This is a genomic window from Kutzneria viridogrisea DSM 43870 (assembly GCF_000525635.1).
Lineage (GTDB): Bacteria > Actinomycetota > Actinomycetes > Mycobacteriales > Pseudonocardiaceae > Kutzneria > Kutzneria viridogrisea.
In genome coordinates this window covers 4,961,971-4,975,140 of the sequence record NZ_CP007155.1, presented here as the reverse complement: position 1 = coordinate 4,975,140, position 13,170 = coordinate 4,961,971, and the positions used below count along the sequence as shown (strand labels likewise).

Here is a 13,170-nt window from a genome sequence, read left to right as displayed (position 1 = left end):
AAGTTCGTTCGGCAGGTGCTATCTTGCTCACGCGATGAGAGCGCTCTCATCTCACTTCCCCTGCCTGGAGGTGCATCGACGTGGATCGCGGCCTCACCCTGCCTGTGATCGTCACCCTCGGCCTCGCCCTGCTCAGCGTCGGCCCGGCGGCCGCCGCCGAGGCCGACTACGCGCAGAACGCGACGCAGTTGACCGCGTCCCAAGCGCGGATCTCTTTCACCCCAACGGTTCCCGCCCGCTACGTTGACGTGCACTACCTCGTCGGCGGCGCGGGCCAGCAGAACGTCCGGATGGACAACAGCTCAGGCACCTGGCAGAGCACGGTCGGCTCGCTGAGCACCGGCTCGGTGCTGGACTACTGGTTCACCTACGAACGCAACGGGCCGCAGTACGACACCCCGCACTACACCTACACCCAGGGCGGCGACAACGGCGGTACCACCGGCCCGACCGCCTGCACCGGCCAGTCCGACACGCCCGACTTCGGGCCGAACGTGCGGATCTTCGACCCCGGCATGTCCTCGGCGAGCATCCAGTCCCGGCTCGACGCCGACTTCAACGCCCAGAAGGACACGCTGACCGCGCAGTTCGCGCAGCGGCGGGTGGCGCACCTGTTCAAGCCGGGCACCTACTCGGTGCACGACGACGTGGGCTTCTACACCTCGGTGGCCGGTCTGGGGCAGAACCCCGACGATGTGACCATCAACGGGGACGTCACGGTGGACGCCTTCAACGCCTCCGACGCGGGCAACGCCACGCAGAACTTCTGGCGCTCCGCGGAGAACCTGGCCATCAACCCCAGTAGCGGCACCAACCGCTGGGCGGTGGCGCAGGCGGCCCCGTTCCGGCGCATCGACGTGCACGGCGGCCTCGCCCTCTACCCGGCCAGCTACGGGTGGGCCAGCGGCGGCTACGTGGCCGACAGCAAGGTCTCCGGACAAGCGGCCTCGATCTCCCAGCAGCAGTGGTACACCCGGGACAGCAACCTGGGCAGCTGGAACGGCGGCGTGTGGAACATGGTGTTCTCCGGTACCAACGGGGCACCGGCCAACACCTTCCCGAACCCGCCGGAGACCACCCTGGCCACCACCCCGGTTTCCCGCGACGTGCCCTACCTGTACGTGGACGGCTCCGGCAGGTACCGCGTGTTCCTGCCCTCGTTGCGCACCAACGCCTCCGGCCCGAGCTGGGCCAGCGGCAGCACCCCGGGCAACTCGCTGCCGATGAGCCAGTTCCACGTGGTCAAGGGCGGGGACACCGCCGCCAGCATCAACGCGGCGCTGTCCGCGGGCTGCAACCTGTTCTTCACCCCCGGCATCTACCACCTGGACCAGACCCTCAACGTCAGCAGGGCCAACACGGTGGTGCTGGGCATCGGCTACCCGACGCTGGTCCCGGACAACGGGGTCAACGCCATGCAGGTCGCCGACGTGGACGGGGTCCGGCTCAAGGGCCTGCTGTTCGACGCGGGCACGACCAACTCGCAGGCCCTGCTCACCGTGGGACCGTCCGGCTCCAGCGCGGGACACGCGGCCAACCCGACCACGCTGCAGGACGTGTTCTTCCGCGTGGGCGGCCAGGTCGCGGGCAAGGCCACGAACAGCCTGGTGGTCAACAGCAACGACGTGATCATCGACCACACCTGGGCCTGGCGGGCCGACCACGGCAACGGCGGCACGGTCGGCTGGAACACCAACACCGCGGACACCGGGGTGCTGGTCAACGGCAACAACGTGCTGGCGACGGGCCTGTTCGTGGAGCACTACCAGAAGTACCAGGTGGTCTGGAACGGGCAGCACGGCAGGACGATCTTCTTCCAGAACGAGATGCCCTACGACGTGCCCGACCAGGGCTCCTGGATGGCGCCGAACGGGCGCAACGGCTACGCCGCCTACAAGGTGGGGGACAACGTCACCAGTCACGAGGCCTGGGGCCTGGGCAGCTACAACTTCTTCAACACCAACCCCTCGGTGAGCGCCTACCACGCCTTCGAGGTGCCCAACAATCCCGGCGTGCGCTTCCACGACCTGCTCACGGTGTCGCTGAACTACAAGGGCACCATCACGCACGTCATCAACGACGCGGGCGCCACGACCCCGTCCGGCACCGTGCCGAGCAACCTGGTCAGCTACCCCTGACCGGCCTCAGCCGAAGCGGATCGAGTGCGCTCTCGGGTAGTCGCGCCCCGGTGAGGGGATCGGTGACCCGGCGAAGGACACCCGCGCGTTCAGCGGCAGCGCGTCGAAGCCGCGCGGGATGTCCTCGCGGGAGACGTACCAGGAGCCGCCCTCGGTGTCGGTGATGAAGCCGTGCGTCTGACCGGGCCGCCACCCGGTCACCGTGCCGCGCCAGCGCTGGCCGGGTGCGCCGCCGAGCCAGGGGGAGCGCAGCGGGTAGCCCACCGTTTCGCAGGGCGCGAACAACTCGTGCCAGCTGGGCGCGTCACTGGCCGTCGACTGGAGCAGGGGAGCGGTCCTCAGCTGTGCCCGGTCGGCGGCCAGCGCGCCCGGGTGCGTGTCGACCACCGGCACCAGCACCGCGATGCCACGTCCGGTCAGCCGCCGCACGAGCGGCACGAAGTCGGCGTCACCGGTGATCAGCACGACCTGGTCCAGCGGCGCGTTGGTGGCCCGATCCCAGGCCTCCAACGCCAGGTACACGTCCACGCCCTTCTCCCGGCCGTGGTACAGCTCCAGGTCGTGGCGCAGCACGCCCGCGTTGGCCAGCACCGCGTCGAACGCCGGTGAGGGCGCGGCTCGGCGGCCCCGGACGTAGTGCGCCTCGCTGACCTGGCAGTCCGCCAGCGGCTGACCGCTGCTGGTGTGCGCCCGCCAGCGCAGCGCGTCGTGCAGCCCCTCCAGCGCGATCGGCGAGCCCTGCGGGTGGGCGGTGGCGAAGTACTCGCTCACGTGGGCGAACCACGTCCCGTCGTAGAAGACCCCGATCCGCACCGGGTGATCTTACGGGGGCCTTGGGGACACCACGGGACTGTTAGTACTGTGACTTCAGTGACGACTGAAGTTCATGCCTCCAGCCCCCGCGACCACTACGCTCGAGCACGTGAAGTGGGGGATCCTGGCCGCGGCATGGGCAGTGCTGTTCGCGGCGTTACACGTGTACTGGGCACTGGGCGGCGACCTGGGGCTGGCCGATTCGGCGGGGCCGGAGCTGGCGGCCCAGCGGCCGACCTGGTTCGTGCTGGGCTGCCTGTGGGCAGCGGCGGCCTGCCTGCTGGCCATCGCGGTGCTGGCGGTCGCCATGCGGCGGTGGCCGAACCGGTTGCTGCTGCTGGCGTGCTGGGCGGTGGCCGGTCTGCTGCTGGTGCGGGCGGTCGGCGTGACGTTGCTGCTGCTCACCGGTGCGGCGGAGGTGTCCGAGGGGGAGCGGTTCTGGAGTCTGGTGCGGTGGAACCCGTGGTTCCTGCTCGGTGGGATCGCGTACCTGCTGGCAGTCCGGCAGCCCAGCCGCGTCAGCCCCGCGGTGCGTACATGATCACGCCGACCCCGGCGAGGCAGATGAGCGCGCCGAGCACGTCCCAGCGGTCGGGCCGGTAGCCGTCGGCCACCATGCCCCAGGCCAGTGAGCCTGCCACGAACACCCCGCCGTACGCCGCGAGGATCCGGCCGAACTGCGCGTCGGGCTGCAAGGTCGCCACGAAGCCGTAGAGGCCCAGCGCGATCAGGCCGCCGCCGATCCACGCCCAGCCCCGCTGCTCGCGCACGCCCTGCCAGACCAGCCAGGCTCCGCCGATCTCCAGCAGCGCCGCGAGCCCGAACAGCGCGATCGAGCGCAGCACCGTCACCAGTGCTGGCCCTTGCGGTCCTGCTCCACCAGCACGCCGACCAGTTCCTCGCCCAGTCCCACGCCGAACCGCACGAACCCGGCCACGACCCACTTCACCGGCTGGGCGCGGCTGAACGCGTAGTAGGTGCTGCCCTCGCCCTCTGCCACCGCGAGATCGCCCACCTCGTCGATCTGGTCGAAGCCCATCCAGGCGGTCACGTCCACCCAGACCGTGCCCGGCTTGGCGGGCACGTCCAGCGGGGGCATGGCGGTGCGGGCCCTGGGCTCGGTGATCAGCACCAGGGCGCAGACCTCACCGGTGTGCGCGGAGACCTTCAGCTCCACGTAGCCCTGGGTGGCCCCGGCGCGGTCGCGCAGGTAGTAGTGCAGCGGCTCCAGGCCGAGCGCGCCTGGCCGCCAGTCCACCGACAACTTGAGGTACGCGTCACTGCGGTCCAACGGCTCCCGCGGTGCGTCGATGTCGGTCACGCGCAACGCCATGTGGTCAAAATACCTCCGTGTCACGGGATGAGCCGCAACGGCTGTACGGGGGAGAGGAGTCGGCCGCGTACCGGCTGGGGGACCTGGTGCTGCGCATCGGACCGCCCTGGCGTGGTGACGAGCAGGTCGAGTGGTGTCACGCCATCGCGTTGCGGGCGGCCCGCGAGGTGCCCGAGGTGCTGGCGCCCGTCATGACGCGCGCGGGCACGACGGTGCTGCGGGTGGACGGTCGGCCGATCACGCTGTGGCCCTACGCGGCGGGGGAGTGGGCTGACGAGCAGGACCCCGCGCAGTGCGAGCAGGCGGCCCGCCTGCTGGCGCGGGTGCACCGCTCGCTCGCCGGGTTCCGGCCGGGGCCCCGGCCGACGCCGAGCTTCGGTGACGAGGGGGTGCTGCCCGACCCCGCGCTGGACCGGTGGCTGGAGCGGTACCGGCGGGGGAGGGCCGTGCAGCCGCTGCACGGGGACTACCACTCGGGCAACCTGTTGGCGCGCAACGGGAGGATCATCGCCCTGATCGACTGGGACGAGGCGGTCCTGGGCGTGCCGGAGTTCGAGCTGGCCGCAGCCGCGCTGGAGTTCGGCGACGACCTGGTGCGCGACCTCGCCCCGGCGCGGGCCTTCCTCGCCGCGTACCGGGCGGAGGGCGGCCCCGCCGAGATCGCCGAGGACGAGGCGCTGACCCAGTTGATCAGGCACAAGCTGCGGCGCGAGGCGGCGTACTTCGAGCTGGCCGCGCGCAGGGGAGCGGTGCACACCGCCGAGCAGGTCGACTACCACCGGGCGCGGGTCCAGGCGTTCCACGATTTGTCACTGTGACTTCAGTGGTGAATGAAAGAAACTATACTGGGACCATGCAGGACTTGGGCGACGAGTTCTCCGCGAGAACGCACCGGCTCATCCCGCACGACACGTACATGCTGATCGGTCTGGACCCGCTCAGCGGGGGAGTGTGCCTGCACGCCGAGCGCGAGGGCTACCGGCCCGAGGTGCGCGGCGCGATCGAACGCGAGGCCGCAGCGCTTGGCGGGCTGTCCGCGCTGGGCGCCGTGCGGGTGCTGACGCCGGGGGAGGACCTGGCGCGGCTGCCGGTGCGCGGGCGGTTCATGATCGAGCACGGGTTCACCAGTGAGCTGAGGGTGAGTCTGGTCGAGCACGGCGAGGTGCGCGGCGCGCTGGTCCTGGTCCGCGGTGGCGGCAGGCCGTTCTCCCCGCGTGAGCAGGAGTTGGCGCTCGAGGTGTCCGCCTCGCTGGCCGTTGAGCTGCGCAGGTACGTCACCGGGCTGCCGATGTCCCCGGTGCGGCTGGGGGAGTGGCACTCGGGTGTGGCAGTGATCGGTTCGGACGACACGATCAGAACGATCACGCCCTCGCTGCGGGCGATCCTGGGAAGTTCGTGGGGTGCGCCGGTGCCCGACGAGGTGCTGTTCGGCTCGCTGTCGAACACCACCTACCTGGCTCGGCGCAGCACCGGGCCCGTGCTGACCAGGCTGCCCTCCGCCAGCGGCTGGATCGCCATGGGCGGGGAGCGGATCGCCGGGGGAGAGGTGGTGCTGACCGTGGTGTCGCCGACCGCGGAACTGCTGCTGCCCGCGATCGCGGCCTGGTACGGGATCACCGCTCGGGAGCGGTCGGTACTGGAGGCCGCGCTGGAGGGGGAGCGGCCACGCGGCATCGCCCGCCGATTCGGGTTGTCCCCGCACACGGTCAACGACCATCTGAAGTCGATCTACCGGAAGACCGGGGTGTCCGGCCGGGAGGAGCTGATGGCCAGCTTGTCGCCGTGAAAAATATTACTATGACTTCAGTGGCGACTAAAATCAATGCTCCAAACTCAAATCAACAGACCGAACGCCAAGGACGGCCAGGGGCTCGTGCCCCTCAGGCAGCAGGCGGACGCTGCGGTCGGTGCCGCGCTCCAGCCAGTGCCGGTCCACGGCGTGTGCCAGCAGGGCGGCGGGCAGCGCGCCGCCGAGGTGCTCGCGGCGTTCCGTCCAGTCCAGGCACTCCTTGAGCAGCGGCCTGCGGGTGCCGCTGGGCACCGGCACGCCCAGTTCGTGCAGGGCGGTGCGACCGGCTTCGGTGAGCGCGAGCCCGTCGCTGGTGTCGATCAGGCCGGTGGCCAGCATGCGGCTGCGGATCGCCACCCCGAGCCGCCCGGCCAGGTGGTCGTAACAGGTGCGCGCGAAGGCGAGCCGGTTGCGGCTCAGTGTGCCGCGCAGTCCCGTGGCGGGCCGGTGCTCGGCGTGCTCGGCGAGCCGTTCCACCAGTTCGGCGACCCGGCTGTCGGTGATCCGCACGTAGCGGTGCCTGCCCTGGTGCACCGTGCTGATGAACCCGGCCGCGGCGAGCCTGCCGACCTGTTCGCTGGCGGAGGAGGGTGCGACGCCCACGGCCCGGCCCAGTTCGCCCACGGTCCACGCCTGGCCGTCGAGCAGGGCGAGGCACATGGCGGCGCGGGTGGGGTCGGCCAGTACGGCGGCGACTTCGGCCAGTTGTACGGTGCGCATGCCTGGCAGCGTAGGTCGGGGACGTGTCGGTGGCCGCCGACACGTGCTCAGCCCAGGCGCAGGCCGCCCTTGCCGTCGGGTACGCAGGCGGCCGACTTCTGGTCGGTCGCCAGGAACTTGCTCATGCAGCCCGCGAAGGCGGTGTAGCCCTTGGCGTTGGGGTGGAACGAGGACTGGAGCGCGTGGTTGTACCTGGCGTTGTCCTGGAAGTCGTTCCAGTTCACGGTGAGCCGGGTGAACCACTCGCTGCTGCCCGAGCATGCCTCGTGTCCGGTGCCCGCCTTGGCCAGGTCCAGGAAGCGGACCCCGGCCTGCTCGGCGGCGCTGCGCATGCCCGCGTCCAGCAGGGGCACGGCCCGGTCCTGCACCCAGTGCAGGTCGTCGGAGCGGAACGGGCAGCCGTTGAGGTTCTGCAGGTTGCGCACCACGTTGGGGGCCACCGGTGCGGCGTAGGACTGGAGCACCAGGGTGTAGGCCGTGACGGAGTAGCCGCTGTCGGACATGACCTTGCGGATGTCGTGCAGGGCCCGCACCACCTTGGGCACCATGGCGTTGACGCGTCCCGGCCACTGCGGGTCGACCTGCTTGCCGCAGCCCGGGTCGCTGGGGTGCAGGATGGCCTGCACGCACTGGTTGATCAGGCCGCCGAACTGCGGGTCGTCGTTGGCGCCGATGGCCACCAGCACGGCGGTGACGCGGAACCGCTTGGCCACCTCGCCGAGTTGCCGTGTCTGCTGGGGTTCCACGCCCTTGGTGGTGGTGTTCAGGGTGATCCGGTCGGTGCCGGCGCCGGAGCAGGCGAGGTTGATCAGGTGGGGCACGTCCGGTGCGGTGATCTGGTCGATCATGGCGGCGGGGGAGCGGTGGCACCAGTTGTCGGCCTGGCCGTTGGTGATGGGGGTGTAGTCGCCCGCGCCCTCACCGGACATGGTGCTGTCGCCGAGCGCGACGATGGCGCGCTCGGCGGTCGCGGGTGGTCCCGGTGGTGTGGTGAAGGGGTTGTCGCTGAGTAGCAGCAGTAGGCCGAGTGCCGGTATCAGGATGACGACGATCCCGAACCGCCGGAGGAAGTCCCGCATCACCGCTGAGTCTACGCAACGCGGGACTGTTCCGGATCGGCCGGATCAGCGTCGGCGGATTTTGATCTGGGACATGTCCACGGCGCTGGCGCGCAGTGCGCGGTGGCCGTAGCCCCGGGCTTGCAGCCGGGCGGTGGCCAGCGCGGTGGCTTCGGTGCAGGCCAGGCGTTCGGTGGCGTCCTCGGGCAGGTCGAGTTCGTAGCGGAAGGTGAAGGCGCGCAGTGCGCTGTCGTAGACCAGGCCGCCCTCGGGGCTGAAGCCTCCGCTGGTGAGGGTGGGCAGTTCGGCGAGCAGTTCGGTGCGTTGGTCCTCGGTGAGGCCGTCGAAGACGCCCTGGACTCGGACGCGGTAGGTCATGTCGGGTTCTCCTTGTCGGACAGCGCGGTCCACGAGCGGATCAGCAGCAGGTAGGCGTCCACGGCGAGGTCGTCGGGCAGCTCGTCGGGGGTGAGGGATTTCTGGATGAGCAGGCCGTCCTCCAGTGCGTGCACGATCAGTGCGAGCTGGGCGGGATCGGCGGGTGGGGTGCGGCCGGTGCTGGCGAAGTGGTGTTCGATGCCCGCTTGCAGTGCGGTGCGGGCGAGGTGTTCGCGTTCGGCGAGCCGGGGGCGTAGTTCGGGGTGGCGCAGGACGTGCAGGAACAGTTCCATGCGCAGGGTGAGCCAGCTGGTGATGTGCGGGGCGCGGTCGCGGTTGTACTGGCGCAGGGGTTCGAGTGTGCTGTGGTCTAGGGCGCTGACCTCGTCGATGCCCTGGCGGGTCTGGTCGAGCAGCAGTTCCAGGACGAGGTCGTACTTGTCCTTGAAGTTGCTGTAGAAGGCGCCTCGGCTGTACCCGGCCCGGTCGGCGATCTGTTCGATGGAGGTGCCGTTGACCCCGTGGTCGGCGATCAGTTCGGCGGCTGCGGCGAGCAGGCGTGCGCGGGTCTGGCGCTGGGTCTGCTCGCGGGTGGGGCGCGGGCTCACATGCGGGACTGTATCCGGATCCGGTGCTGTATGCGAACGGGTTTGCGGGTTGTCATGAAGGTGCCGTTGCGGACATGTGGTGTCTCAAACGACGGGTTCTTCGGCTTGTTCTGCTCGGCGGTGGGGAAGCCAGGCCGCGGCGATGGCCGCGACGATCAGCATGAGCGCGGCGCCGGTGATGCAGGCGATGGACAGGCCGTGGAAGAAGGCGGTGTGGGCGGCGGTCAGTAGGTCGGCGCCTGCCGGGTCAGGGAGGTCGGCCGCGGCGGTGACGGCGGCGGGCAGGGATTGGGCGGCACTGTCGAGTGCGGTGGAGGGGATGTCGTGGGAGACGCTCAGCGTGGCCCGGTAGACGGCTGTCATGACGCTGCCCAGTACGGCGACTCCGAGTCCGCCGCCGGTCTCGAACGCTGTTTCCTGGATCGCGGCGGCGCCGCCGGAGCGTTCCGGTGGCGCGCTGGACATGATCGCTTGGGATCCGGTGGTGGCGACCACGCTCGAGCCGAATCCCAGCGCGAGGAAGCCGAGGGTGATGATCACTAGGTCCGCGCCGCCGCCGAGCATCGCGAACAGGCCCAGTGACAGGGCGATCAGGATGAAGGCGCCGGTCAGGGTCCATCGGGTGCCGAGGGTGCGGATGATGGTGCCGGTCATCGGGGAGGCCACGAAGCTGGCCACGGCCAGGGGCAGCATCCACAGGCCGGTCTCCAGTGGGCTGAGGTGACGCACGATCTGGAAGTACTGGGTGATGAAGAACATCAGGCCGAAGAACCCGAAGAACGACAGCAGCACTGACAGGGTCGCCGCGGTGAAGCGTCGGCTCGTGAACAGCGACAGGTCGAGCAGTGGTTCGGGCATTCGGGTCTGCCTGCGTACGAAGATCCATATCAGGAGCAGGCCGACGGTCAGGACGGCGAGTGACAGCAGGTCGTCGGCGCCGTGGTTGGCGACCTGTTTGATCCCGTACACGACGCTGCCCAGGCCTGCCATCGACAGCGCGGCGCTGGTCACGTCGAACGAGCGGGGTGAGGGGGCTCGGGACTCGGGGACGACGATGATCGTCAGCGCCATGGCCGCGAGGACGATCGGCAGGCTGAGCAGGAACACCGAGCCCCAGGGAAACCATTTCAGCGCGAGTCCGGTCAGTACCGGGCCGAGTGCGGTTCCGGCCGCGGCCGTGGCGGCCCAGATCCCGATGGCCACTCCTCTTTCCCGGGCGTCGGTGAACACGTTGCGGATGATTGACAGAGTGGCTGGCATGATCATCGCGCCCCCGATGCCGCGCAGGATCCTGGTGGCCAGCAGGACGGGAAGTGTTCCCGCGAAGGCGGCGGTGATCGAGGCGACTCCGAACAGGGCCATCCCGATGAGGAAGAAACGTCGGCGTCCGAACCGGTCTCCCAGGGTTCCTCCGGTGACCAGCAGTCCGGCCACGGTGAGGGAGTAGAGGTCGACTATCCACAGCATTTCGGTGCTGCTTGGCTTTAACTCCTCGGCTATCTCGGGCAGTGCGACATTCAGTGTCGTGTTGTCCATCGTCACCAGCAGCAATCCGCTGCACAGCACGGCGAGAACGGCCTTGTGGCGTCCCGTGTCCGCCGGTGGTTCCTCGTTGTGCATTGATCACCCCTCAGCCTCCGCTGCCAATGCGTCGCAGATCCGCGCCCGGTGGTTCTCGCTGGACCGCCCCGAAAGTCGTAGCCGCCACCTGGACAGTGGCGAAATATACTCCCGCCTTCGGGCGAGGTGGTGTCGGCGGTGCGACGCCAGGTGGCCCCCTCCCCGATTGGCAGATCAGTCCCTAGACTTGGAGGTCGCGGCCACTGGCCAGCAGTGGAGTGGTGAGGGTGCCTATTCAGGCCCCACCGCCGAATGGACGCCGCTGAGATGGCGCATCTGTGATTCACGGGAGGTGCGCCGGTTTCTCGCATTCGTCCACGGAGTTGGGAGAATCACTTGAGTGAGAAAGTGACCGTACTGGGCCTGGGGCCGATGGGCACGACGCTGGCCAAGGCGTTCCTGACTGCTGGTCACCGGACGACCGTGTGGAACCGCACCCCGGGGAGGGCGGGCAACCTGGCCGTGAGGGGCGCTGCGGAGGTCGCCTTGGCCGCCGAGGCTGTGGACGCGAGCCCGCTGGTCGTGGTCTGCCTGGCGACGTACGAGGCCGTCCACGAAGTGCTGGTGCCCATTGCCGACCAGCTCGTGGGCCGCACGGTCGTCAATCTGACCTCGGGTTCGCCGGTGCACGCTCGGGAGACGGCCGCCTGGGTGGAGCGGCAGGGCGCCGACTACCTCGACGGCGTGATCATGACGGTTCCGTCCGGTATCGGCAACCAGGACTTCTTGTTGCTCTACGCCGGTTCGCAGGCCGCCTTCGACGGCAGTCGCGGGATCCTCGTGGCCCTGGGCCATCCGGTGTACCTGGGCGCCGACGCCGCTCTGGCGTCGGTGTATGACACCGCGTTGTTGAGCCTGATGTGGGGCACGCTGACCGGCTGGCTGCACGGGGTGGCCCTCATCGGCGCCGACGGACCCGGTGGCAACGTGACGGCAACGACCTACACGACAGTGGCCGACCGGTGGATGAAGACCGTCCGCGCCTTCATGCGCTCCTACGCGCCGCAAGTCGACTCCGGGCAGTATCCGGGTGGGGAATTCACCCTGGAGTTGCACCAGAAGACGATGGACATCCTCGCCCACGCGAGCGAGCTGCGCGGGGTGGCCTCCGGTCTGCCGGAGCTGGTCAAGGAGCTGACCGGGCGGGCGATCGCGGCCGGACACGGCAACGACAGCTACGCGCGTCTGGTCGAGTTCATCCGGAGGGACGGCGGCTGAGAGCGGTCGAACGCACTGCTCACGCGGCTGGCGACCAGGCGGTCGCCAGCCGCGAGCACGACCTGGGTCAGTCGTTGGTCTCGGCTTGCTCGGACCACCAGGTGCGGCCGGTCTCGCCGAGGGTGTAGATCGGGTCGTAGAAGGGGTAGCGGCGGGTGAGCGCCTCGGCGTCCTCGCGTTCGATGCCGGTGCGGTAGTTCTTGGTCCAGTAGGAGATGCCCAGCTCGCGGTCGTACTCGGAGAGCTGGTGGACCCAGCGCTTGCCGACGTAGGGCACGTCGCAGACGATGCGCGGGGTGGCGTAGCCGGGCAGGTAGCCCATGATGGCGTGCTGGAGTTCCTGTGCTTCCCAGACGGCCAGGCGCCAGTGCTCGGCGTTGGGGATCATGTCGCACATGTAGAAGTAGTAGGGGAGGATGTTGGCCTCTCCCTGGAGTGCGAAGCACAGGTCGAGCAGCGCCTCGGGGGTGGCGTTGACCCCGCGCATGAGCACGCCCTGGTTGCGGACGTCGCGGACGCCGACCTCCAGTGCGGTGCGGGCGGCCTCGGCGACCAGCGGGGTGACCGACTGGGCGTGGTTGACGTGGGTGTGGATGGCCAGGTTGACCCCGCGGCGGCGTGCGGTGCGGGCGACGCGTTCCAGGCCCTCGACGACCTTGGGCTGGAGCCAGTGCTGGGGCATGCCCGCGAGGGCCTTGGTGGCCAGGCGGATGTCGCGCACGGTGTCGATGTCGAGCAGGCGCATGAGGAAGGACTCGAGCTGGGGCCAGGGCATGTTGGCCACGTCCCCGCCGGAGACGACCACGTCGCGCACGCCGGGGGTCTGCTTGAGGTAGCCGATCATGGCGTCCTGGCGGTCAACCGGCTTGAGGCTGAGTTTGTGCTTGTCCACCTGGGGGGTGGAGTTGCCGACCAGGTCCATGCGGGTGCAGTGGCCGCAGTACTGCGGGCAGGTGGGCACCATCTCGGCGAGGACCTTGGTGGGGTAGCGGTGGGTCAGTCCCTCGACGACCCACATCTCCGCCTCGTGCAGGGAGTCGCGGGAGGAGTGGGGGTGGCTGGCCCAGCCGCGGACGCGGTCGGAGGCCACCGGGAGCATGTAGCGGCGGACCGGGTCGGCGTAGAAGGCCTCGGTGAACGCCTCGGGGTCGCCCGCGGCGTCGATGGCCATGGTGTTGAGCATCTGCGGTGGCAGCAGCATGGACATCGTGGCCAGGTTCTGCTGGTCGTCGAGCAGGTCTTCGTAGAAGCGCTCGGTGAGCAGGTCGCCGACCACGGCGCGCAGCTGTTTGAGGTTCTTGACGCAGTGCACACGTTGCCACTGGGCGTCGCGCCACTGGGTTTCGGTGATCTCCCGCCACCCGGGGAAGCGTCGCCAGTCCGGCTCGGCCAGTTCCCGCCTCACGTACTCGTACGGCTGTCGGTCGACGGCCTCGGAGACGGGGGTGCCGCTGGCACGGGTGTCGAACAGCGCAGTCATCCAACTCCACCTCTC

Annotated in this window: 14 protein-coding genes; 5 read left to right on the top strand and 9 right to left on the bottom strand. The window is 69.5% G+C overall.

Translation table 11 applies throughout. The annotated features are described in order from the left end of the window. Positions 1–80 precede the first annotated feature (80 nt). Positions 81–2,138, top strand: coding sequence for a pectate lyase-like domain-containing protein (locus KALB_RS21905; protein WP_025357856.1), 2,058 nt, complete (start codon positions 81–83; stop codon positions 2,136–2,138). 6 nt (positions 2,139–2,144) lie between these two features. Here KALB_RS21905 and KALB_RS21900 read toward each other — a convergent pair whose 3' ends face one another. Further along, entirely contained in the window at positions 2,145–2,951 is an 807-nt protein-coding gene (locus tag KALB_RS21900; RefSeq protein ID WP_025357855.1) for an NYN domain-containing protein, read from the bottom strand. Between the two features lie 109 nt (positions 2,952–3,060). Between KALB_RS21900 and KALB_RS21895 the strand changes: the two genes are divergently transcribed. After that, positions 3,061–3,492, top strand: coding sequence for a DUF3995 domain-containing protein (locus KALB_RS21895; protein ID WP_025357854.1), 432 nt, complete (start codon positions 3,061–3,063; stop codon positions 3,490–3,492). Here the strand turns inward: KALB_RS21895 and KALB_RS21890 are convergent. Together KALB_RS21890 and KALB_RS21885 are read right to left on the bottom strand one after the other, a co-directional pair. Next, positions 3,470–3,802, bottom strand: coding sequence for a YnfA family protein (locus KALB_RS21890; protein WP_025357853.1), 333 nt, complete (start codon positions 3,800–3,802; stop codon positions 3,470–3,472). The two genes, KALB_RS21895 and KALB_RS21890, sit on opposite strands and share 23 nt — an antisense overlap. Then, on the bottom strand, positions 3,799–4,284 hold the full coding sequence (locus KALB_RS21885; RefSeq protein WP_025357852.1) for a hypothetical protein: 486 nt from the start codon (positions 4,282–4,284) through the stop codon (positions 3,799–3,801). The genes KALB_RS21890 and KALB_RS21885 overlap by 4 nt, the downstream gene beginning before the upstream one ends. A gap of 17 nt (positions 4,285–4,301) precedes the next feature. Between KALB_RS21885 and KALB_RS21880 the strand changes: the two genes are divergently transcribed. Together KALB_RS21880 and KALB_RS48580 are read left to right on the top strand one after the other, a co-directional pair. After that, positions 4,302–5,102, top strand: coding sequence for a phosphotransferase enzyme family protein (locus KALB_RS21880; protein ID WP_025357851.1), 801 nt, complete (start codon positions 4,302–4,304; stop codon positions 5,100–5,102). 35 nt (positions 5,103–5,137) lie between these two features. Continuing rightward, on the top strand, positions 5,138–6,070 hold the full coding sequence (locus tag KALB_RS48580; RefSeq protein ID WP_025357850.1) for a LuxR C-terminal-related transcriptional regulator: 933 nt from the start codon (positions 5,138–5,140) through the stop codon (positions 6,068–6,070). A gap of 33 nt (positions 6,071–6,103) precedes the next feature. On the opposite strand, the gene KALB_RS21870 is transcribed toward KALB_RS48580, so the two are convergent. The 5 genes from KALB_RS21870 to KALB_RS21850 form a co-directional block, all read right to left on the bottom strand. After that, positions 6,104–6,793, bottom strand: coding sequence for an ArsR/SmtB family transcription factor (locus KALB_RS21870; protein ID WP_025357849.1), 690 nt, complete (start codon positions 6,791–6,793; stop codon positions 6,104–6,106). A gap of 47 nt (positions 6,794–6,840) precedes the next feature. Beyond that, complete coding sequence (locus KALB_RS21865) at positions 6,841–7,872, bottom strand: GDSL-type esterase/lipase family protein (protein ID WP_030108209.1); 1,032 nt, start codon at positions 7,870–7,872, stop codon at positions 6,841–6,843. Between the two features lie 45 nt (positions 7,873–7,917). Then, positions 7,918–8,229 carry a DUF6204 family protein gene (locus KALB_RS21860; RefSeq protein WP_030108210.1) on the bottom strand — a complete coding sequence of 104 codons (312 nt, stop codon included), beginning with the start codon at positions 8,227–8,229 and terminating at the stop codon, positions 7,918–7,920. Further along, positions 8,226–8,837 (bottom strand): TetR/AcrR family transcriptional regulator, encoded by a 612-nt coding sequence (locus tag KALB_RS21855; protein ID WP_025357848.1) that lies wholly within the window; start codon positions 8,835–8,837, stop codon positions 8,226–8,228. Before KALB_RS21855 ends, KALB_RS21860 begins: the two co-directional genes overlap by 4 nt. Positions 8,838–8,921: 84 nt before the next feature. Beyond that, positions 8,922–10,388, bottom strand: coding sequence for an MFS transporter (locus tag KALB_RS21850; RefSeq protein ID WP_158510783.1), 1,467 nt, complete (start codon positions 10,386–10,388; stop codon positions 8,922–8,924). A gap of 405 nt (positions 10,389–10,793) precedes the next feature. On the opposite strand from KALB_RS21850, the gene KALB_RS21845 reads away from it, so the two are divergent. Then, the gene (locus KALB_RS21845; RefSeq protein ID WP_025357846.1) at positions 10,794–11,675 is read left to right on the top strand and encodes an NAD(P)-dependent oxidoreductase; all 882 of its coding nucleotides are present in this window, start codon (positions 10,794–10,796) and stop codon (positions 11,673–11,675) included. A gap of 67 nt (positions 11,676–11,742) precedes the next feature. Here the strand turns inward: KALB_RS21845 and KALB_RS21840 are convergent, their stop codons facing one another. Continuing rightward, positions 11,743–13,155, bottom strand: a complete 1,413-nt coding sequence (locus tag KALB_RS21840; RefSeq protein ID WP_025357845.1) for a KamA family radical SAM protein — start codon at positions 13,153–13,155, stop codon at positions 11,743–11,745. Positions 13,156–13,170 lie beyond the last annotated feature (15 nt).